At 67.2% G+C, this 21,040-nt stretch carries 20 protein-coding genes; 7 read left to right on the forward strand and 13 right to left on the reverse strand.

Features of this window, described 5'->3' with window-relative positions:
* Positions 1–89: 89 nt before the first annotated feature.
* The 4 genes from CAL29_RS15325 to CAL29_RS15340 all read right to left on the reverse strand — a co-directional run bounded on the left by CAL29_RS15325 (position 90) and on the right by CAL29_RS15340 (position 5,204).
* Entirely contained in the window at positions 90–1,418 is a 1,329-nt protein-coding gene (locus tag CAL29_RS15325; protein WP_094853837.1) for a c-type cytochrome, read from the reverse strand.
* Positions 1,419–1,432: 14 nt separating this feature from the next.
* On the reverse strand, positions 1,433–3,208 hold the full coding sequence (locus tag CAL29_RS15330; protein ID WP_094853838.1) for a GMC family oxidoreductase: 1,776 nt from the start codon (positions 3,206–3,208) through the stop codon (positions 1,433–1,435).
* 3 nt (positions 3,209–3,211) lie between these two features.
* The gene (locus tag CAL29_RS15335; RefSeq protein WP_094853839.1) at positions 3,212–3,946 is read right to left on the reverse strand and encodes a gluconate 2-dehydrogenase subunit 3 family protein; all 735 of its coding nucleotides are present in this window, start codon (positions 3,944–3,946) and stop codon (positions 3,212–3,214) included.
* Positions 3,947–4,412: 466 nt separating this feature from the next.
* Complete coding sequence (locus CAL29_RS15340) at positions 4,413–5,204, reverse strand: FadR/GntR family transcriptional regulator (RefSeq protein ID WP_143277675.1); 792 nt, start codon at positions 5,202–5,204, stop codon at positions 4,413–4,415.
* Positions 5,205–5,462: 258 nt separating this feature from the next.
* Here CAL29_RS15340 and CAL29_RS15345 point away from each other — a divergent pair, with 258 nt between their 5' ends.
* From CAL29_RS15345 to CAL29_RS15355, 3 genes are read left to right on the forward strand one after another with little or no spacing between them, the layout of a single operon-like run.
* Positions 5,463–6,440 (forward strand): Bug family tripartite tricarboxylate transporter substrate binding protein, encoded by a 978-nt coding sequence (locus CAL29_RS15345; protein ID WP_094853841.1) that lies wholly within the window; start codon positions 5,463–5,465, stop codon positions 6,438–6,440.
* Positions 6,441–6,497: 57 nt separating this feature from the next.
* Complete coding sequence (locus CAL29_RS15350; protein ID WP_094853842.1) at positions 6,498–7,121, forward strand: glutathione S-transferase family protein; 624 nt, start codon at positions 6,498–6,500, stop codon at positions 7,119–7,121.
* An 11-nt stretch (positions 7,122–7,132) separates the two neighbouring features.
* Positions 7,133–8,239 carry an enolase C-terminal domain-like protein gene (locus CAL29_RS15355; RefSeq protein ID WP_094853843.1) on the forward strand — a complete coding sequence of 369 codons (1,107 nt, stop codon included), beginning with the start codon at positions 7,133–7,135 and terminating at the stop codon, positions 8,237–8,239.
* A 78-nt stretch (positions 8,240–8,317) separates the two neighbouring features.
* Here the strand turns inward: CAL29_RS15355 and CAL29_RS15360 are convergent, their stop codons facing one another.
* From CAL29_RS15360 to CAL29_RS15400, 9 genes are all read right to left on the reverse strand, one after another.
* Positions 8,318–9,070, reverse strand: coding sequence for an N-acyl homoserine lactonase family protein (locus CAL29_RS15360; RefSeq protein WP_094854111.1), 753 nt, complete (start codon positions 9,068–9,070; stop codon positions 8,318–8,320).
* A 37-nt stretch (positions 9,071–9,107) separates the two neighbouring features.
* Positions 9,108–9,821, reverse strand: a complete 714-nt coding sequence (locus CAL29_RS15365; RefSeq protein ID WP_094853844.1) for an ABC transporter ATP-binding protein — start codon at positions 9,819–9,821, stop codon at positions 9,108–9,110.
* Positions 9,808–10,590 carry an ABC transporter ATP-binding protein gene (locus CAL29_RS15370; RefSeq protein ID WP_094853845.1) on the reverse strand — a complete coding sequence of 261 codons (783 nt, stop codon included), beginning with the start codon at positions 10,588–10,590 and terminating at the stop codon, positions 9,808–9,810. Before CAL29_RS15370 ends, CAL29_RS15365 begins: the two co-directional genes overlap by 14 nt.
* Positions 10,587–11,564 (reverse strand): branched-chain amino acid ABC transporter permease, encoded by a 978-nt coding sequence (locus CAL29_RS15375; RefSeq protein WP_143277676.1) that lies wholly within the window; start codon positions 11,562–11,564, stop codon positions 10,587–10,589. Before CAL29_RS15375 ends, CAL29_RS15370 begins: the two co-directional genes overlap by 4 nt.
* Before the next feature lies 1 nt (position 11,565).
* On the reverse strand, positions 11,566–12,435 hold the full coding sequence (locus CAL29_RS15380; RefSeq protein ID WP_094853846.1) for a branched-chain amino acid ABC transporter permease: 870 nt from the start codon (positions 12,433–12,435) through the stop codon (positions 11,566–11,568).
* Between the two features lie 7 nt (positions 12,436–12,442).
* The gene (locus CAL29_RS15385) at positions 12,443–13,618 is read right to left on the reverse strand and encodes an ABC transporter substrate-binding protein (protein ID WP_094853847.1); all 1,176 of its coding nucleotides are present in this window, start codon (positions 13,616–13,618) and stop codon (positions 12,443–12,445) included.
* Between the two features lie 73 nt (positions 13,619–13,691).
* Positions 13,692–14,594, reverse strand: a complete 903-nt coding sequence (locus CAL29_RS15390) for an alpha/beta fold hydrolase (RefSeq protein WP_256977480.1) — start codon at positions 14,592–14,594, stop codon at positions 13,692–13,694.
* Positions 14,591–15,031: a hypothetical protein gene (locus CAL29_RS15395; protein WP_179284048.1), complete on the reverse strand. Its 441-nt coding sequence runs from the start codon at positions 15,029–15,031 to the stop codon at positions 14,591–14,593. Before CAL29_RS15395 ends, CAL29_RS15390 begins: the two co-directional genes overlap by 4 nt.
* 20 nt (positions 15,032–15,051) lie before the next feature.
* Entirely contained in the window at positions 15,052–16,116 is a 1,065-nt protein-coding gene (locus CAL29_RS15400; RefSeq protein WP_306430689.1) for a Bug family tripartite tricarboxylate transporter substrate binding protein, read from the reverse strand.
* A 228-nt stretch (positions 16,117–16,344) separates the two neighbouring features.
* On the opposite strand from CAL29_RS15400, the gene CAL29_RS15405 reads away from it, so the two are divergent.
* The 4 genes from CAL29_RS15405 (at position 16,345) to CAL29_RS15420 (ending at position 21,011) form a co-directional block, all read left to right on the forward strand.
* Complete coding sequence (locus CAL29_RS15405) at positions 16,345–17,796, forward strand: aldehyde dehydrogenase (protein ID WP_094853848.1); 1,452 nt, start codon at positions 16,345–16,347, stop codon at positions 17,794–17,796.
* A gap of 65 nt (positions 17,797–17,861) precedes the next feature.
* A complete protein-coding gene (locus CAL29_RS15410) occupies positions 17,862–18,767 on the forward strand; it encodes an NAD(P)-dependent oxidoreductase (RefSeq protein WP_094853849.1) in 906 nt (301 codons plus the stop codon).
* A gap of 45 nt (positions 18,768–18,812) precedes the next feature.
* Positions 18,813–19,520, forward strand: coding sequence for an IclR family transcriptional regulator (locus CAL29_RS15415; RefSeq protein WP_094853850.1), 708 nt, complete (start codon positions 18,813–18,815; stop codon positions 19,518–19,520).
* Positions 19,521–19,784: 264 nt separating this feature from the next.
* Complete coding sequence (locus tag CAL29_RS15420) at positions 19,785–21,011, forward strand: MFS transporter (protein ID WP_256977481.1); 1,227 nt, start codon at positions 19,785–19,787, stop codon at positions 21,009–21,011.
* Positions 21,012–21,040: the final 29 nt, after the last annotated feature.

The raw sequence follows: 21,040 nt of genomic DNA on the forward strand, positions 1-21,040 counted from the left end.
CATTACCCCCAAGGGTTTTTTTCTATCTACACGCGTACGGAGCGGAAAGGACAACCGGCCCGGAAGGCCGGCTGCCCCGCCGCGTCACCTCAGCGCTTGGGTTCTGGCGCGGCGCCCGAATCCTTGCGGATCTTGGCGACCTGGTCGACGGTGACCGCCGACGCCTTGTTGCCCCAGCTCGAACGCACGAAGGTCAGCACGTCGGCGATGTCCTGGTTGGTCAGGCGATCGTCGAAGGCGGGCATGCCGTAGTGCGTGGGCGCGGCCGTGGTCGACGGCATCTCGCCGCCGCGCAGGACGATGGAGATCAAGGACGTCGGATCGGCTGAATTGACCGCCGAGTTCTGCGCCAGCACCGGGAAGGTCTGCGCGTAGCCCTTGCCCGTCGAACGGTGGCAGGCCATGCAGTTGTCCACGAAGGTCAGCGCGCCGTTGCTGCGGTCGGAACCGGCGACCAGGGCCTTGGACGTGGCGTCGTCGTAGGCCAGCGCCTTGGCGTTGGCATCGACGGGCTTGAGCGTCTTCAGGTACTTGGCGATGGCCGTCAGGTCCTCGTCGCTGGCGTACTGCAGGCTGTGCTCGACCACGTCGGACATCCCGCCGAAGGCGGCCGTATGGTCGTTGCGGCCGCTCTTGAGGAACGCGACGATATCGGCTTCCGTCCACTTGCCCAGGCCGTCGGTGATGTCGCCGCGCAGGTTCTTGGCCAGGTAGTTGTCGATGACGCCGCCCGACAGGAAGGCGGTGTCGTCATCCGACAGCGCCTTTTCCTGGTAGCCCACGCCGCGCGGCGTGTGGCAGGCCGAGCAGTGGCCCAGCCCTTCGACCAGGTACTTGCCGCGCACCACCGCGTCCTTGTCGGCCGGGGCGTCGTCGGTCGCCACGTCGGGCGCATACACGTGGCGCCAGATCGACAGCGGCCAGCGCATGGACAGCGGCCAGGTGATGTCGGAGTCCTTGTTGGCCTGCGACACCGGCTGCACGCCGTGCATGAAGTACGCGTACAAGGCCTTGACGTCCGACGGGCGGATCTTGGCGTAGTTCGGATACGGCATGGCGGGATACAGCGTCGACCCGTCCTTGCCGATGCCATGACGCACGGCGTTGTCGAAGTCTTCCAGCGTGAAGCTGCCGATGCCGGTGTCCTTGTCCGGCGTGATGTTGGTCGAATAGATCTTGCCCACCGGGGTGTCGAAGCCCAGGCCGCCGGCGAAAGGCTTGCCTTTCTCCGCCGTGTGGCAGGCGACGCAATCGCCCAGCTTGGCCAGGTAGGCGCCGCGCGCGATGAGCTGTTGATCTTCCGAGGAAGCGGCCGGGGCCTGGGACGCGGCGGGCTGCGCCGGCGATTGGCTCCAGGCCGCGGTGGCGGCGGTGGCGCCGGCCAGGACGAGGGTCGCGAGAGCGTAACGATTCAGCATGTCGATTCCCCTTCTCAAGCCTGCACCAGCGGACCGGGCGACTTCAGGTATTGCTCCTTGATCGCCTTCACGGCGTGGTAGGCCAAGGCCACCACGGCGCCCGTGGGGTTGTAGCCCATGTTCTGCGGGAACGCCGAGGCGCCCAGCACGAACAGGTTGGAAACATCCCAGCTTTGCAGGTACTTGTTGACCACGCTGTTCGACGGGTTGGTGCCCATGATGGCGCCGCCGGTCGTGTGGGTCGACTGATAGACGCGGGTGTCGTAGTGCTGGCCCTTCTTGCGGATGGCGCGGATGACCTTCTCCGGCTTCATCGCCTTGCCCACTTCTTCCATGCGGTCGCCCAGGTAGCCGAGCATGTCGTATTCGTTGTCATGCCAGTCGAAGGTCATGCGCAGCAGCGGCAGGCCGTGCACGTCCTTGTACGTGGGATCCAGGTCCAGGTAGGCGTCGCGGTACGACATCACCGAACCGGAAATGCCGATCGTCATGTAGCGCTGGTAGGCGTCGGCCACGCCGGCCTTCCACTTGCTGCCCCAGCCGGGCGTGCCCGGCGGCGTCGGCGTCTGGTTGATGGGACGGCCGCCGTAGCGCACGTGGCGGATGCTGGCGCCGCCCAGGAAGCCGAGCTTGCCGTGGTCGAACTGCCCGCCGTTGAGGTCGTCCATGCCGACGCCGCCGGCGCCCGTGCCGATGAAGGGGTTCAGCGTGGTGCCCTTGGGCAGCATCACGTTGATGGCGCCGTTCATCTGGTACGCGTAGTTCTTGCCGACCACGCCCTCGCCCGTCTTGGGATCGTAGGGCTTGCCGATGCCCGACAGCAGCAGCAGGCGCACGTTGTGCATCTGGTAGGCCGCCGAGATCACGAGATCCGCGGGCTGTTCGGTTTCGCGGCCCTGGGCGTCGATGTAGGTCACGCCGGTGGCCTTCTTCTTGTCCGAGTCCAGGTTGATGCGCACCACCTGGGAATGCGGGCGGACCTCGAAGTTTTCCTTCTTCAGCAGCACCGGCAGGATGGTGGTCTGCGGCGACGCCTTCGAGTACATGTAGCAGCCGAAGTCTTCGCAGAAACCGCAGAAATTACAGGGGCCGAGACGCACGCCGTAGAAGTTGGTGTACGGCTGCGAGGCGTTCGCCGCGGGCGCCGGATACGGATGGAAGCCGACTTCCTTCGCCGCCTTTTCGAACAACTGGGCGCCCAGCGTATTGACCAGGGGCGGATTCGGATAGTCGCGCTTGCGCGGGCCTTCCAGGGGGTTGCCGCCTTCGACGATCTTGCCGTTCAGGTTGCCGGCCTTGCCGGACGTGCCCATCAGGTATTCGCCCTTGTCGAAATGCTCTTCCATTTCGTCGTAGGTGACGCCGAAATCCTGGATGGTCATGTTTTCCGGGATGAACTTCTTGCCGTAGCGTTCCTCGTAGTGCGAACGCAACTGCAGTTCCTCCGGCAGCATGCGGTAGTGCATGCCGTTCCAGTGGAAGCCCGCGCCGCCCACGCCGTTGCCCAGCAGGAAGGAACCGTTCTGGCGGTAAGGCACGGCCAGGTCGTTGGGGCTGTGGCGGATGGTGACGGTCTCCTTGGCCAGCTCCTGGAACAGCTTGCCGCGCGAGACGTACTCCAGTTCGTCGATGACCTTGGGATATTGCGCGTCGGTCGGGGTGTCGCGCATCGCGCCGCGCTCCAGCGCGACCACGTTCAGGCCTTCGCTGGTCAGTTCCTGCGCGAGGATGGACCCCGTCCAGCCGAGGCCGATGATGACGACGTCGACTTTATCTTTTTTGATTGCCATGAATTAACCTCGGCGTCCGGAGATCGAAACAGGCCCGTACGGGTACTTTTCGCCGGGGCGGGTGGCCCAGTCGGCGAAGTCGGCACGGGCACCAGGGAAGCCCATCAGCTTCCAGCCCACCATGTCGGCGTTGCCGCCGTGGATGGGATCGGAAAGGAAGCCTTCCTTGGTGTTCTTCAGCAGATAGCTGAAGAAGGTGTTGGCGGGCACCTGGTCGAACTTGACCTTGTTGTGCTCCATATCGCTCAACACCGTTTCCTGCGTGGCGTGATCCAGATCGGCGAAGATCTTGTTGTATTGCTTCTTGCAATAGGCATCGCAGGCCGCGATGCCGAGGCGATAGATGTCGCGCGGCGCCAGGCTCAACTGGTAGCCCATTTCCGGCGGCTGGTCCGTATGGAAAGGCCCTTGCATGTACCACAGCTTGCCGTGGCCGTAAGGCAGTTCCATCTGCTTGTCGAGGAAGACCGGAACCTGCGCGGCCACCGCGCCGGGTCCCAGCTCGTCGGCGGGGATCAGGCGGTCGACCGCGGCGTGGAGGAATTTCCACTCGTCCGCGGTGAAATAACGGGGGTCGTAGGGGGCGTTGCTGCTGGGGGCGGCGGCCGTCGGGGTCGACGTGCCGCTGCTACAGGCCGTTTGCGTGAGCGCCGCGCCCGTCGCCAGCGTCGACGCTGGAACGATGGAAATCACCTGGCGCAAAAACTTGCGTCGCGGCTCTTGATCGTCATTGGACATGGATGTCTTCGCTAGTGTCCAGGACACTGACGCGAGTCGGCAACACGGTATCGCCTCGCATCAGGACCCTGATGATTTGAGAAAAAACGCGAGATCGTTTCCGGAACTGCACATGGGTCTATGCCCATGTCCCCACCCTGCACCGCAGCTATGCCTTGCCCAACTACTGCACGAATGACAGATCAGCAAGCGGCCAAGTCATGGGGCTGACCGCAAAAAAAAAGCAAAAATAACTACGACGCAATCGGCAATTCATTAATCGATCGCGTGGGAATGTTAACTCTTTTCTAACAGATGAGGAAAATCAGGCGCAGAAATTTCGCTGAATTTCCCCTGAGTAACGATGCGTAATCCACGTGGACTTTTGATTATCCCGGTTCCCATGAACGCCATTAAGGCGCGGTTAAAAGCGTAATGGGCTTAGTTAAACGCGGAATGCAATCGATTAACGCCGCGGTGACGGAAATCACGGCGCGAACGTTTCGTCCAGCGTGCGCATGCGCGAATTGTTGATATGTTCGCGCATCGCGTCGCGCGCCTCGTCGGCCTGTTCGTTCCTGATGGCGAGAAAGATACGTTCGTGTTCCCGCTGCACCTGGCGTCCGCGGCTGGCCTCGCTGGCCAGCGCCAGGCTGCGCATGACCCGCATGTAGTCGAAGATCTGCGTGGCCAGGGATTGCAGCGCGGTGACGAAGAGATCGTTGCGACAGGCCAGCGCGACGGCCTGGTGGAAACGGAAATCCGCTTCGTTGCCGACCTGGCGGTTGTCCAGCGCGCGCTGCATGTCGGCGAGCGCGGATTCCATGGCGGCCAGGTCGTCGTCGTTGCGGCGCAGGGCCGCCATGTAGGCGGCATCGCCTTCGATGGCGCGGCGCAGTTCCATGCAGCGCACCAGTTCGGCCAGGCCGCCGATGGGCGCCAGCCTGACCAGTTCGGGGCTGGGCCGATGCCGCACATACGAGCCGGCGCCGCGTTGCGAGACGACGATGCCGTCGGTCTGCAGGCGGAACAGCGCCTCGCGCACCACGGGCCGGGACACGCCGAAGGCCGCGCACAGTTCGAACTCGGAAGGCAGGCGGCTTTCCTCGGGATATTTGCCCTGGGTGATCTGCCGCAGCAGTTGATCGTAGAGCTGGTCGGCAAGGCGCGGCGGCCGTTCGGGGGTACGAAGGCCTTCGGTCGCACGGGGGGCGTCGGCGGCGCGCGCGGCGTCCGGCGCCGCGGCTGGCCGGGGAGAAAGGTTGCGAGCTTTTTTCATGGCAGGCGGCCTGGGCCGCGCGGCGGAGTTTTTTTCGGCGGCCAGTATATCGCCCGCTCCGCGGCGCGGAAGAAAGTGCGAGCGGAAGTGCAAACACTAGTTGCCTTACAACTTAACAATAATGTAATTTACCCAAAAATCCTATTCACGGAGACGAGCGCAATCCGCCGCGGGGCAAGCCCCTTTCGCAGTGCCAGTTTGCAGTGCCGATACGCAGTACCAATAACGCAGTGCCCATAAAAACCCAGGAGACAATCGATGTTGAACAAACTGTTGCGCGCCAGTTGCGCGGCGCTCGGACTCGCCGCCCTGACTACCCTGGCGGTCCCCGCCGCGCAGGCGCAGGTAGGCAATCCCATCCGTATCGTCGTGCCCTTCAATCCGGGCGGCGGCTCCGACCTCTTCGCCCGCCTGGTGGCGCCCGGCCTGGGCAAGGCGCTCAATGAAAACGTCATCGTAGAGAACCGCGCGGGCGCGGGCGGCATCATCGGCACGGAAACCGTGGTGCGCTCCCGGCCCGAGGACAAGATGCTGCTGGTGGCCGATTCCGCCGTCTACACCATCATCCCTGCGCTCTATCCCAAGCTGCAGTACAAGCGCAGCGACCTGATCCCCGTGGCCAACCTGGCGATGTTCGGCAACGTGCTGGTGGTGGCCGCCAACTCCCGCTTCAAGACCTTCCAGGACGTGCTCGCGGCCGCGCGCAAATCGCCCGGCACATTGACCATCGGCTCGGCCGGCACGGGCAGCATCACGCACCTGACTGCCGAGAAGCTGATGCAGGCCGCCAACATCAAGCTGGTGCACGTGCCGTACAAGGGCAGCGGACCGGCCATCACCGACACCGCCGGCGGCCATCTCGACATGGTCTTCACCGGCCTGCCCTCGGTGCTGGAGCTGCTGCACGCCGGCAAGCTGCGCGCGCTGGCCATCGCCACGCCCGAACGTTCGGCCGACGCGCCCGACGTGCCCACCATCAGCGAATCCGGCGTGCCCGGCTTCACCTCCATGATCTCGCAAGGGCTGTTCGCGCCGCCCAATACGCCGCCCAAGACCGTCGCCGCCATGAACGCCGCCGTCGTCGCCCTGATGCGCGAGCCGGACATGCAGGCCACGCTGCGCAAGATGATGGTGGCCCCGGTGGACCAGTCGGCCGACGCCTACAAGCAATGGCTGGACAAGGAATCCACGGACTGGGCCGCCTTGATCAAGTCCGCCAAGGTGCACGTGGAGTAACGTGGCACAGGAAAGGCGACGCAGGAACCCCTTTCGTCAAACCCGGAGAAACGATCGATGATAGATGTCTACGCCTGGCGCACCACCAACGGCTTGCGCGCCACCATCGCCCTGGCCGAATCCGGCCTGCCCCATCGGGTCATCCCGATAGACGTGGGCGCCGGCGCCCATAAGGCGCCGGAATACCTGCGCGTGAACCCGGCCAGCCAGATCCCCGCCATCGTCGATCCCGACGGTCCCGGCGGCCAGCCGCTGACGCTGGCGCAATCCGGCGCCATCGTGCTTTACGCCTGCCAGAAGGCCGGCCGCCACGTTCCCGCCGATCCCGCCGACTACTTCCGCGCCATGCAATGGTGCATGCAGGCCGCCAGCGACATCGCCGGCACCAGCGCCGCCATGAACCAGGTGGAGAACGTGGCCCCGGAGAAGGTGCCCAGCACCATCGAATTGTTCCGCAAGCGTTTCCTGCGCTATTTCGGCATCGCCGAAAAGCAGTTGCAGGGCCGTGAATACCTGGCCGGCCCGCTCAGCTTCGCCGACTTCATGCTCTATCCCAATTACGCCTTGCGCCGCGACCTGCTGCCGCCGGGCGACTTCCCCGCGCTGGCCGCCTGGGGCGAGCGCATGGCCGCGCGCGCCGGCGTGCAGCAAGGCATGCGCCTTTACACCGAGAAACCCTGAGGGCCGACGGGATGAAAATCGACAACGTCACCCTCACCCTGTTCTCCTGGGACGACATCCCGCCGACCAGCTACGCGGCGCATACCGGCAAGTTCGCCGGTTCCAGCAAGCTGGGGCTGCTGGCGATCCAGACCGACGACGGCATCACCGGGCATTCCTTCCTGGGCTCCGCCTATTGGCCGGCCGACATGGACGGCGCCAACATCGTCAAGTACCTCAAGCCCATCCTCATGGGCCAGGACCCGCTGGACCGCGAACGCCTGTTCCAGGCCATGTGGCGCCGCGTGCGCACGTCCAACGTGCGCACCATCGGCGCCTGCGACGTCGCGCTGTGGGACATCGCGGGCAAGGCGGCGGGCCTGCCCATCCACCGCCTGATCGGCGGTTTCCGCGACAAGATCAAGGCCTACGCCAGCTCGATGATTCTCGATTCGGCCGAGGAATACGCAGAGGAAGCCCTGCTCTACCAGTCCCGGAACTGGGCCGCCTACAAGATCCATCCGCCGCATCCCTGGCAGGAGGACATCCGCGTGTGCCAGGCCGTGCGGCGCGCGGTGGGCGACGACTACCTGCTGATGCTGGACGCCGCCTGGGCCTACCAATATCCGGAAGCCGTGCGCGTGGGGCGCGCGATCGAGGATCTCAACTATTACTGGTACGAAGATCCATTGCAGGATTCGGACCTGTACAACTACGTGAAGCTGAAGCAGCAGTTGCACATTCCCATCATGGCCACCGAAGCGCCGGCCGCCGGCCTGGATTCCTACGTCCCGTGGATCCAGCAGAGCGCCACCGATTTCCTGCGCGGCGACGTGCCGAACAAGGGCGGCATCACCAATATGCTGAAGACGGCGCACCTGGCCGAAGCCTTCCGCATGAACTACGAAATCCATCACGGCGGCAACTCGCTCAACAACCTGGCGCAGTTGCACGTCGCCATGGCCTTGAAGAACACGGAGTACTTCGAGGTGCTGCTGCCCGGCGGCGCGCAGAAGTACGGCATGGCCGAGGACATCGAGCCCGACGCCGACGGCTATGTCCACGCGCCGCAAGGCCCGGGACTGGGCGCCAACATCGATTTCGAGCTGATCGAGCGGAAGCGCATCGCGGTGTTGTAAGGGACAGGCGCGGCGGCGCGGGACCGGGCTGGTCCCCCGGCGCCGCGCCTGCCGGCCGCCCCGCGCGGCCGCCGACGGCTATGCCCTCGCCCGGGGCGGCTCGTGCAAGGCCACGATATCCGTCAGCCCATCGACCGCCGGATAGATTTCCATCACGACCGGATCATGCCCGGGAACGATGTGTTCCTCGCTGTCGGCCGCCGCGCGCAGGCGCCCATAGCCCGCCAGCATGTCGGCGGTGTTGTAGACGATGGGAAATGGCCGCGCATGCGCCATGTTCTCGTAGTAGTGACTGGCGTCCGACGCCAGCACCACCCAGCCCCGCCGCGTGCGCACGCGCAGGGACTGCAGGCCCTTGGTGTGGCCGCCTATCTTCAGCAACTGCAATCCGGGCGTGATCGCGCCGTCGCCGTCGTGGAAAACCACGCGGTCCTCGTAGACCCGCCGCAGCAGCGTGACGACGTCCTCCACCTCGTAGGCGTGGCGCAGCGGTTCGTGGCACATGCAGCGCCCCGTGGCGTAGTCCATCTCGCCGTCCTGCACGTGGAAGCGGGCGCGCGGCAACTTGTCCAGGTTGCCGGCGTGGTCGTAGTGCAGATGGGTCACCACCACGTCGTCGACGTCTTCCGGGCTGACGCCCAGCGCACCCAGGGCCTCGATGGGACAGCGCATCCATTCGCGGCGCCGGCGCGCCGCCGTGGCCGCGCTGAAGCCGGTATCCACCAGCGCCACGTGGCCCGGCGCGCGCAACAGCCAGACGAAGAAATCCATGGGCATGGGCCCTTCGTGCGGATCGCCGCCGAGAAAGTTGTCGCGCCGCCGGCGCGGCATGCGGGCATAGCGCAGCGCGTAGATCTCGTATTCCACTTCACACCCCCAGGTAGGCTTTGCGCACGAAGGGATCGGCCAGCAGCTCGGCGCCCTGCCCGGCCCGCACGATCTCGCCGTGCTCCAGCGCGTAGGCCTGGTGCGACAGGCGCAGGGCCAGCCGCGCATTCTGCTCCACCAGGATGATGGCGAGCTGCTTTTCCCGGTTGATGCGCTCGATGGCCGCCGCGATCTCGCCCACGATCTTGGGCGCGATGCCCAGCGACGGCTCGTCCAGCATCAACAGGCGCGGATTGGCCATCATGGCGCGGCCGATGGCCACCATCTGCTGCTCGCCGCCCGACAGCGATCCCGCCAGTTGGGCGCGGCGTTCCAGCACCCGCGGGAACAAGGCATAGATCTCGTCCAGCGTGCGCTTGCGCAGCGCGCTGGACCGCACGGCATGGGCGCCGGCCAGCAGGTTGTCCTGCACCGACATGCGGCCGAACAGGCGGCGCCCTTCCGGCGACAGCGCGAGGCCGCCGGCCACCCGCGCCGCGGGCGGCAGCGTCGTGATGTCGCGGCCGTCCAGGCGGATGCGGCCGGACGCGGCCGGCGCCAGGCCGATCACCGCCTTCAGCGACGAGCTCTTGCCCGCGCCGTTGGAGCCGATCAGCGCCACGATCTGCCCGGCCTGCACCTGGAAGCTGGCCGCGCGCACCGCTTCCAGGCGGCCGTAGCGCACGGTAAGGTTGTCGACTTCAAGCATGGGCATAGTCGGGCGCTCCCAGGTAGGCCTCGATCACGGCCGGGTCGGCGCGCACCTCGGCCGGCGCGCCCTCGGCGATTTTCTCGCCCTGCACCAGCACCACGATGCGATGGCACAGGGCCATGACCAGCGCCATGTGATGCTCGACCAGTAGCAGAGTCAGGCCCTGCTGGTCGCGCAGGCGCTGGAGCAGGCGGCCGAGCTCGTTGCATTCCTCATGATTGAGCCCGGCCGCCGGCTCGTCCAGCAACAGCATGCGCGGCCGCGCCGCCAGGGCCACGGCGATGCCCAGTTTCTTCTGCAGGCCATAGGCCAGGCTGCCCGCCGGCGCATCGGCCCAGGCCGACAGGTCCGTCAGGTCGAGCAAGGCCTGGATCTCGCCGCGCACCTGGTCGGCCCGCAACAGGCCCTCCGCCCGGCCGCCGCGGCGCCGCAGCACGGTGCCGGCGATGCGCGGCAGCAGGCCGCGATAGACGTTCTCGGCCACGGACACGTCCGCATAGGTGGCCGCCGACTGGAAGGTGCGCACCAGGCCGTGCCCCACGGCGCGGCTCGGCGGGCCGCCGGTGAGGTCGACGCCGTTGAAGCGCACCCGTCCCGAACTGGCCGGCAGCGTGCCGCTGATGACGTTGAAGGCCGTCGTCTTGCCGGCGCCGTTGGGACCGATCAGGCCGACGATCTCCCCCGCGTCCACCGAGAACGACAAATCGCGCAAGGCCGCCAGGCCGCCGAAACGGCGCGACAGCTTGTCTACTTGCAGCAAGGCGCTCGTCATGCCCGCTCCTTGGAAAAACGCGCGCGCAGGCGCGCCGGCAGGCTGGCGAGCCCGCCCGGCAGAAAGCGCAGGATCAGGATCAGCGCCGCGCCGTAGAAAATGTGCTGGGTCTGCACGGCGCCGCGGAACAGCTCCGGCAACGGCGTCAGCACCATGGCGCCCACCAGCGGCCCCCAGATCGAGCGGCGGCCGCCGATCACCAGCATGATGATGTAGCCCACCGAAATGCCGGTGTTGAAGGATTCCGGCGACACGTAGCCGATATAGCGCGACTGCAACGCGCCGCCGGCGGCCGCCAGCAGGCAGCCGCCGATGAAGGCCAGCACCTGGATGCGGTGCACGTTCAGGCCCGTGGCTTCGGCCAGGGCCGGATTGTCCGCCACGGCGTCGATGGCGTGGCCCAGGGGCCGCTTGAACAGGCGCGCCAGCGCCCAGGTCGACGCCAGCGCGGCCGCCAGCGCTAGGCCATAGAAGCGGGCCCGCGTATCGAACACGAAGCCGGGCACGGACACCGGGCCGATGCCGGCGATGCCATTGGCGCCGCCGGTCAGGGCCGCGCCGTCGAGCAGCGCCAGGCGCAGCAGTTCGCCGAACGCGAACGTGACCAGGACGAAATACACCCCGCGCAGGCGCAGGATGGCCCATCCCAGCAGCAAGGCCACCAGCCCGGCCGCCAGCGCCCCCAGCACGGCGGCGGGCAGGAACGACCATTGCCACAGCCGGTCCGCCAGCACCGAGATGTAGGCGCCGATGGCGACGAAGGCGGCATGGCCCAGCGACAACTGGCCGCAGCGCGCGATCAGCGCCAGGCCGCACACCATCACGGCGTTCAGGCAGGTCAGGATGGCCAGGTGCAGCACGAAGGGACCGCCGAACCACGGCAGCACGGCCAGGATCGCCAGCAGCGCCAGGCCCGCGCGCGCGGCGCGGCCGCGCCGGCTGCCCGCCGGGGCGGGGAAAACGAGCGTATTCATATCAGGCTTCTCCCCGGCCCAGCAGCCCCTTGGGCCGCGCCACGAGCATCACGATGACGATGGCGAAGATCAGCATGTCCGCCGTGCTGCCCGACAGCAGCAGGCTGGCGTAGCTCTCCACCAGTCCCAGCAGCAGGCCCGCCGCCGCCGCGCCCGGGATGCTGCCCAGGCCGCCCAGGATCACCACGATGAAGGCCTTCAGCAGCGGCGCCGCGCCGACGAAGGGCGACACCGAGAACAGCGGCGCCATCAGCGCGCCGGCCACCGCCGCCAGGCCCACGCCCAGGCCGAAGCCCAGGGGGTAGTAGATGCGCGAACGGATGCCCTGGATGGCGGCGATCTCCGTGTCCTCCACCACCGCGCGCAAGGCGCGGCCCGGACGCGAATAGCGCAGGAAACCATAGAGCAGCGCCAGCACCACGCAGGCGAACAGCACCACGTACAGCCGCGCGGTCGGGATCACCACCTTGCCCAGGCGCGTCACTCCCTCGGCCACCGGCGGCATGGACAAGGGGTCGGGCCCGAACCACATCAGGGCCGCGTTCTGCAGGATCATGGCCAGGCCGATGGTGGCGATCATGCCGTTGAGTTCATCGCGCCGGAACGGCTGCAGGACGCCCCATTCCAGCAGCGCCCCGCCGGCCACCGCGCCGGCGAAGGTCAGGGCCACCGCCGCCATGAAGGGCAGCTCCAGCGATCCGGTCAGGAAGTAGGCGCCGAAGGCGCCCAGCATGTAGAACTCGCCGTGGGCGAAGTTCACCATGCGCATCACCCCGAAGACCAGGGTGAAGCCCACCGCCATCAGCAGGTACAGCAGACCGACGATCAGCCCGTTGACCGTCGCCTGGGTTGCCAATAGAGTCCAGTCCACATGCGCCTCACTGGCAGCCGGCCACCGTGCAGCGGGCGCGGATGACTTCCTTGCCATCCACGACCTCGGCCACGTAGAACGGCGCGTCGAGTTGATGATCGATGCCGTACATGGCCTTGCCGGTCCAGTTCAGCTTGCCCAGCGCGCCTTCGTAGCCGCTGATCTTTTCCAGCTCCTTGCGCACCTTGTCGGTGTCGGTGACCGTGCCGGCGCGGCGCATGGCCTCGAACAGCAGGTTGGTGCCGTCGTAGAAGGCCGGGCTGAAGCCGTTCATCGGCTGCTTGTATTTGGCGGCGTAGAGCGCCGCATAGGCCTTGGTCGAAGCCAGCTCCGGATCGATGGGGGTATGCACGAACATGCCCTGGGTCGCCGACTTGCCCGCCACGTTGACGATTTCCTGGGTGGCCGGGCCGCCGGTGCGCACGATCCTGCCGGTATAGCCCAGCTCGCGCGCCTGCTTGACGATCATGCCCGCCGTGGCCGGCGAGTTGCCGTCCAGTTCGATGGCGTCGATGCCGCTGGCCAGCATGCGCGTGAGCATGGGCACGAAGTCGACGCGGTCGCGCTCGAAGAATTCCTTGATGGCCAGGTCGGCGCCCGCCTTCTTGTAGGCGCCCGTCAGGTCTTGCGCGATCTGCTGTCCGGTCTCGTCATTGGGAAACAGCGCGCCGACCTTCTTGAGGCCTTCGTGCTTGACCAGCCAGTCGATCTGCGGCTGCGAGACCTCCGCCGTCGTGACGTTGGGACGGAAGGTATAGGGCTTGTCCGCCGCCAGCGCCTTGGCGGTAAAGCCCAGCGTCATCAGGATGACGCCGTTCTTTTCCGTGATCGGCTGGATGGCCAGCACGGGCGCCGATCCCACGGGACCGATGATGTACTTGACCTTGTCCTCGAACACCAGGCGATTGGCCACGGTCACGGCTTCGTTGGCCTGGTACTTGTCGTCGTAGGCGACGACCTTGACCTGGTACTTCTTGCCGCCGACCTCCAGGCCGCCCGCCTTGTTGACCTGGTCGGCGGCGATCTCCGCGGCGTTCTTCATGCCCTGGCCCCAGGCCGCGCCCGCCCCCGACAGGGTGACGAGGGCGCCCAGCGTGAGCGTGTCCTGCGATTGCGCATGCGCCTGCGGCGCGGCGGCGATGGACAGGGCCGCGATCAGGCCCGCGAGGGTATGTTTCTTCATGGTGTCGTCTCCTGGTGGTTGTAGTTTCTGGTGATCGTGGGTCTTGCCGGTCGTGGACTTCGCGCCGTGCCGCTCAGCCCGCGCCGCGGGCGTGTATGCGGTCCAGCACCGGCAGCAGGTAGCGCCGGAACTGGACCGGGTTTTCGCTCATGGGGAAATGGCCCAGCTCGCGCATCACCGTGACCTCGGCGCCGGGAATGCCCGCCGCCGTGCGTTCGGTGTCTTGCGGCGAGCAGGAAAAGTCGTATTCCCCGGTCATCAGGTAAAGCGGGCACAGGTCCGTGCGGATGCCGCCCAGGCGCCCGCGCAGGTCGCTATCCACCCGATAGAAATGCAGGTCGCCGCGAAACACGCCGGGACCGCCCTGCATGTACTGCCACAGCGTTTCGTGGCGATGCTCGGCGGGCGATTGCGGTGCGACCAGCCCCGACACCAGCGCCGCGCAGACCTCTCCGCCATGCACGTCCGGACGATGCAGCCAACTGGTGTCGTACCACGGCTGCTGGTGATCGGCCGCCTCCACGCCGATCAAGGCGCGGAAGTAGTCGCTGTGCCGGTTGGCGAGCTCCAGCACGATGCGCCCGCCGATCGAGCAGCCGATCAGGGCCGGCGCGTCCAGGTCCAGCGCCTGGCAGAAAGCCATGACGATGGCCACGTAGCGATCGGTCGTCAGCAGGTACTCGCCGTCCTGCCAACCCGCCGGCGGATAGGACTTGCCGTGCCACGGCAGGTCGAAGGCGATGACGCGAAAGCGGCTGGTCACGGCCTCGTCGCACAGCATGTGGCGGTATTGCCGGCCGTCGGCGCCGGCCGTGTGCAGGCAGACCAGCGGAATGCCCTGGCCGGCTTCCTCGAAATAGACGCGATGCGGCTGGCCGTCCACCTCCATGTGCAGATAGCGGCCGACGATGGGTTCGATGCGCGCGCGCCTGCCGGGTTTGCCCAGCATGCCTTGCCGCGATGAATGATCGGTCATTGGCCTGCCCTCCTGCCGCCGCGCGGCTGCTTCTCCGACGGAGGATGCGCGCCCGGCGCGGCCTCCCGGCCCAGGGCCAGCATGTCTTTCACGAATTGCAGGTTGGCCATCAGCGGCTGCAGATTGCCGTCGATGCGCAAGGCGCCGCGCTTGCTCAGGGCGAAGATGTCGTGCCAGCCCGGCGCCGGCACGGCTTCCCAGAAGCGCCGCCACGTCCCGGCATCGGCGCTGAAGGCGAAATCCCAGGAGTCCAGCGGCCGCGCGGCCACCGCGGCATCGACGACCCTGCCCTCGCGCACCGACACGTGCACCGGCGTGGCGTCGAAGCGCACCAGCATTTCCACGTCGCACCGGCGCGGCCGGGCATAGTCCCGCGCCACGGCGATGAAACGCGCCGCCAGCCTCGCGCCGGCGTCCTGCTCCTTGCTTGTCTCCATCCTCGTCATCCTCAAGGGTCTTATTGCAAGGTCGCCATGCCGCTGGCCTTGACCGCCTTGCCCCATTTGGCCGTCTCTTCCTGCATGAACGCGGCGAATTCACGAGGCGTGCTGTTGACCACTTCGCCGCCCAGGTCCTCGATGCGGCGCTGCATGTCCGGCGTGGCGACGATGGCCGAGACGTCCTCGTAGATGCGCTGCTGCAGCGCCGGCTTGATGGAGGCCGGCGCCAGCAGCCCGAACCACGTGGCGGCCTCGAAGCCCGGCATGCCCGCCTCCGCGAAGGTGGGCACGTCGGCCAGCGCCTGGACCCGCTTGCCGTTGGCCACCGCCAGCGCGCGCAGCTTGCCGGAATGAATCAGCGGCAAGGCCGAGGTGATGGTGGCGAGCATCATCTGCACCTGGCCGCCGACCAGGTCGGTGAAGGCCGGCGCATCGCCGCGGTACGGCACGTGGGTGATGGCCGTATGGGTGGCGATCTTGAACAGTTCGCCGCTGAGGTGTTGCGCCGTGCCGTTGCCCGGCGAGGCGAAATTGACGCCGGCCCCGTCCTTGCGCAGATACGCCAGGAATTCCGGCAGCGTCTTGGCCGGCACCGAGGGATTGACCACCAGCACCAGCGGCACCTTGGTCACCAGCGTGATCGGCGCGAAGTCCTTGACCGGGTCGTAGTTGAGCTTGCCGTAGATATGGCCGCTGATGGTGTGCGCCGACGTCGTCATGAACAGCGTATAGCCGTCGCCCGCGGCGCGCGCCACGGTGCCCGCGCCTATGGTGGTGCCCGCGCCCGCGCGGTTCTCCACGATCACCGATTGCTTCCACGCGCCCGTCAACTTCTCCGCGATGGCGCGCGCCACGACGTCGGTGGCGCCGCCCGCCGGATACGGCACGACCAGGGTCACCGGCTTGGACGGATAGTTGTCGGCGCGGGCCGGGGCCGCGGGCATCAGCGCCATGCCCAGGACGGCGCACGCGGCGGCCAGCAGGCCGCGGCGCGAGGCGCACGAGCGCTTGCCGCCGCCGCGTTGGACGGACTGGGCGGCCTGCGCGCGCGCCGTCACGATGTGCCCATGATTGTGTTTCATCGAGTGGTCTCCTCTTGTTTTCGATGAATGGTTTGTATATTCTGTGTGTTCTGTTCTACAGAACATGTATTCTATTTTATAACCTTTTCGACGTTTTCGATTTCGGCGCGACCTTGGTTTTCGATTGGGGTTTTCCCTTGCCGGTCCTCTCCGAGGATCGGCATGCCTCGTCGAAACAGCCGCCATCCAGGCCGCTACGCAGCGCCCTATCCACTGGAAGAGACACAGATGCCGCAGACTCCCTCCCAAACGAAATCCCTGCTGATCGACGGGCGCTGGACCCCGGCCGCGCAGACCTTCGCCTCCGTCAACCCCGCCAACGGCGCTGCCAATTTCGATATCGGCGCGGCCGACGCCGCCCAGGTCGACGCGGCCGTGGACAGCGCCTGGCGCGCGGTGCGCCAGAAGGCCTGGCGCGACATGCTGCCGCACCAGCGTGCGGCATTGCTGCGCCGCATGGCCGACGGCATCGACGCCAACGCCGAACTGCTGGCGCGCCTGCAGATGATCGAGAACGGCAAGGTCTGGCACGAATGCAAGGCGCAGGTGGCCAGCGCCGCCGCGACCTTCCGGTACTACGCCGGGGTCTGCGAAACCGTGACCGCCGAGGTCACGCCGCCGCGCGGCAACTACCTGTCGATGACGCAGTACGAACCCTATGGCGTCATCGTCGCCATCACGCCGTGGAACTCGCCCCTGACCATGGAGGCGCAGAAGGTCGCGCCGGCGCTGGCCGCCGGCAACGCCGTCATCCTCAAGCCTTCCGAAGTGACCTCGTCGCCGGCGCTGGAGCTGGGCCGCATCGCGCTGGAGGCCGGCCTGCCGCCGGGCATCCTCAATGTGGTCACCGGCCTGGGCAGCGGCGCCGGCAAGCTGCTGGTCGAGCATCCGGGCGTGCGCATGGTGTCCTTCACCGGCGGCACCGCCAGCGGCCGCGCCATCGCGCGCACGGCGGCCGACAAGCTGATGCCGGTGGCGCTGGAACTGGGCGGCAAGTCGCCGCACATCGTCTGCGCCGACGCCGACCTGGACGCGGCCGTCGAGGGCGTGATCGGCGGCATCTTCGAAGGCAGCGGCCAATCCTGCGTGGCCGGTTCGCGCCTATACGTGCAGCGCTCGGTGCAGCAGGCCTTTTTGGAAAAGCTGCTGGCGCGGGCGCGCGCCATACGGGTCGACCAGCCCGACGCGCAAGGCGCCGGCATGGGCCCCATCGCCTCCTTCGCGCATCGCGAGAAAATCGAATCCATGGTCGCCAGCGCATTGCACGACGGCGGCGAGATCCTCACCGGCGGACAGCGGCCCGAGGACGACCGCCTGGCGCAGGGCGCGTTCTACCTGCCCACCGTGATCGGCGGACTCAAGCCCGACGCCCACGTGGTGCGCGAGGAAATCTTCGGCCCCGTGCTGTGCGCCCTGCCCTTCGACGACGAGGACGACCTGATCGCGCAGGCCAACGACAGCGTCTACGGCCTGGCCTCGGGCATCTGGACCGCCGACTATCGCCGCGCATGGCGCGTGGCGCGCCAACTGGAAGCGGGCAGCGTCTGGATCAACACCTACAAGCAGTTGTCGATTTCCACGCCTTTCGGCGGCTTCAAGCAAAGCGGCATCGGGCGCGAGAAAGGCATCGGCGGCCTGCGCCTGTACCAGCAATCCAAGGGCATCTACTTCGCCATGTGAGCCATGGCGCGGCGCGCGCCGCCCGGCGCATCGATACCCCTATCCTTCATCACCGGAGACCAAACATGCATCGTTTTACCCGCGTCGGCTTCATCGGCCTGGGCGTGATGGGCGAGCCCATCTGCCGCAACCTGGCGCAGAAATGCGGCCTGCCCGTGCTGGGCTGCGACACGAACCCCGAACCGCTCGCCCGCCTGGCGCCGCACGGCGTGCAGGCGGCCGACGTCGCCACGCTCGCGCGCGAGTGCGACATCATCTTCCTGTCCCTGCCGTCCGGCGAGGTGGTGGAAAAACTGGCGCGCGGCACGGATGGCACGAACGGCCTGCTCGCCGTCTGCCGCCCCGGCCAGGTCATCGTCGACACCAGCACCTCGCCGGTGGACACCACGCGCAAGCTGTCGGCCGAATTCGCCGAACGCCAGGCCGTCTTCATCGACGCGCCGGTGGCGCGCACGCGGGCGGCGGCGGAAGCGGGCACGCTGTCGGTCATGGTCGGCGCCGAGCCCGCGGTGTTCGAACAGGTCCGTCCGCTGATCGCGACCTACGCCAATGAAATCACCTTGTGCGGCGGCGTCGGCAGCGGCCAGGTGGTCAAGATCCTCAACAACATGGTGCTGTTCGAGACGGTCACCGCCCTGTCGGAGGCGCGCGGCATCGCGCGCCGCGCCGGCGTCGATCCCAAGGTGATCCTGGAGACCTTCACGCTGGGTTCGGCCGACAGCTTCGCGTTGCGCAACCATGGCTTAAAGGCTATGCTGCCGGGTGAATTTCCCGAGAAAGCGTTCCCTGTCAGCTACGCGCGCAAGGACTTGAACTACGCGCTGCGGCTGGCCGAACAAACGGGCATCCCGGCGCACGGCGCCCGCAACGTGGACCAGTGGTTCGAGGCGGCCCTGGCGCGTGGCCTGGGCGACCGGTACTGGCCCGTCATCAGCCGCGTGATCGATGACGAGGATGGCGCGGCGCCGTGAACGCGGGCTCGGGCCAACCGCCCTGACCATCGCCCCATCCGCCTCATGAGCCGTAGCGCCCCCCAGGACAATACCGACGGCGTGGCCGCCGTCGAACGCGCCCTGTCCATCGTCGATGCCATCGCCCAACGCACCGAGCCCATCGGTCTCGCCGACCTGTCGCGCGCGACCGGGTTCTACAAGAGCACCTTGCTGCGGCTGATCGCCTCGCTGGAAAAGGCCAACCTGGTGGTGCGGCGCGCGGATGGGCGTTATGCCTTGGGACTCTACGCCCATCAACTGGGACGCGCCTACGAGGCCACCTATCGCCTGGCCGAAACCCTGCAGCCCCTGCTGCAAGGCCTGGTCGACCAGGGCACGGAAAGCGCGTCCTTCCATGCCTATCACGACCCGCGCTCGCGCATCTGCCTGCTGCGCGTCGATTCCCATCATTCGACGCTGGACCGCATCCGTCCGGGCGACCTGCTGCCGCTCGACAAGGGCGCGGCGGGCAAGCTGCTCACCGCCTACCTCGTGCGCGGCGAAAGCGTGGAAACCGCCGGCCTGATCCTGACGTCCATGGGCGAGCGCGATCCGAGCTGCGCGGCGGTGGCTAGTCCCGTGTTCGGCCCGGACGATGAAATGCGCGGCGCGATTTCCCTGTCCGGCCCGAAGGAACGCTACACCCCGGCGTCCATCAAGAAGATGTCCAGGCTGCTGCTCGAAAGCGCCGCCCGCGCCACCCGGGCCCTGGGTGGCCGCTGGCCGGGCTGAGGCGAGGCGCTCGCGTCGCCGCGCCGCGGCATGGCGCGCGGGTTCCATCGTTCCCTCGCCATGGGACCACAAATGCTGCGTCGCACAATAAATGTTGAGAGACTAGCGTTCTTATAAGCTGTATAGTCGTTTCAAAATTTATATACCGCATATTCAATATTTAGGACATGCGGCAAGATTCATCCGAGACAACCCATCCCAGATGGCCAGGCGCGGCGCGCCGGCGGCCATCCCCCAACCGCCGTTCCCCCGCGGCCTACCGACATGCAGCAACTATCCGCCTTGCGTCCCGCCCTTCCGATACTCCTGGGGGCGGCGGTCATGCTCAGCCTTTCCATGGGCATGCGCCAGAGCCTGGGGATATTCGTACCGCCGCTGACGCACGACCTGGGCATCTCCGTCAGCGACTTCACCATCGCCATTTCGGTGCAGAACCTCGCCTGGGGCATGCTGCAGCCCATCGCGGGCGCCCTGGTGCCGCGCATCGGTTTTCGTCCCCTGCTGGTCAGCGGCGCCCTGCTCTTCCTGCTGGGCCTGGTGCTGATGGCCTGCGCGCATGGCCTGCCGCTGGTCATCCTGGGCGCTGGCGTCTGCATCGGCGCGGCCCTGGCGGCGACCGGCAGCAGCATGGCGATGGCCGTCTCGGTGCGTCCCGTGTCGGTGGCGCAGCGCAGCCTGGTGCTGGGCCTGGTGTCCTCCTTCGGCTCGCTGGGCGCGATGATCGCGGCGCCGCTGGGCCAGGAGATCATGCAGCACTGGCACTGGCGCGTCGGCACGCTGTCCTTCATCGTCCTGGCCGTGGTCATGGTGCCGGCCGCCTGGTTCGCCGGCCGGGTCGACCGGCTGCCGCGCCCGGCGGCGCCGCGCGCCGCCAACGGCTCGGAGCTGACGGCGCCGCAGGTGCTCAGCATGGCCTTGCGCAACGGACCGTTCGTGATCATGGCGCTGGCGTATTTCGTCTGCGGCATGCAACTGGTCTTCCTGACCACACACCTGCCCACCTATCTCGATATCTGCGGCATGGATCCCATGCTGTCGGCCAAGGCGCTGGCCACCATCGGCGGTTTCAACGCCCTGGGCAGCCTGTTCTTCGGCTGGGCGGGCGGCCGCTGGAACAAGCAGGCGCTGCTGGGCATGATCTACGTCCTGCGTTCCCTGACGCTGGCCTGGTACTTCCATCACCTGCCCACGCCCGAGACCACGCTGGTCTTCGCGGCCATCATGGGCTTTCTCTGGCTGGGCGTGGTGCCCCTGGTGTCGGGCTGGATCGCCGAAACCTTCGGCCTGCGCTGGCAGGCCATGCTGATCGGGGTCGCGTTCTGCAGCCACCAACTGGGCAGCTTCACCGGCGCGATGGGCGGCGGCTACGTCTACGACCTGCTGCACAACTACGACCTGGCGTGGCAGATAGGCGCCGCCATCGGCCTGACGGCGGGCCTGGTGCAGCTCGGCACCGTGGCCTTCTGGCCGAGGCCGCGCGTTCCGGCATGACCGTGACCGGCGGCGGCGCGTCCGCCCGA

The sequence above is a fragment of the Bordetella genomosp. 10 genome, from assembly GCF_002261225.1.
Classification (GTDB): domain Bacteria; phylum Pseudomonadota; class Gammaproteobacteria; order Burkholderiales; family Burkholderiaceae_B; genus Bordetella_C.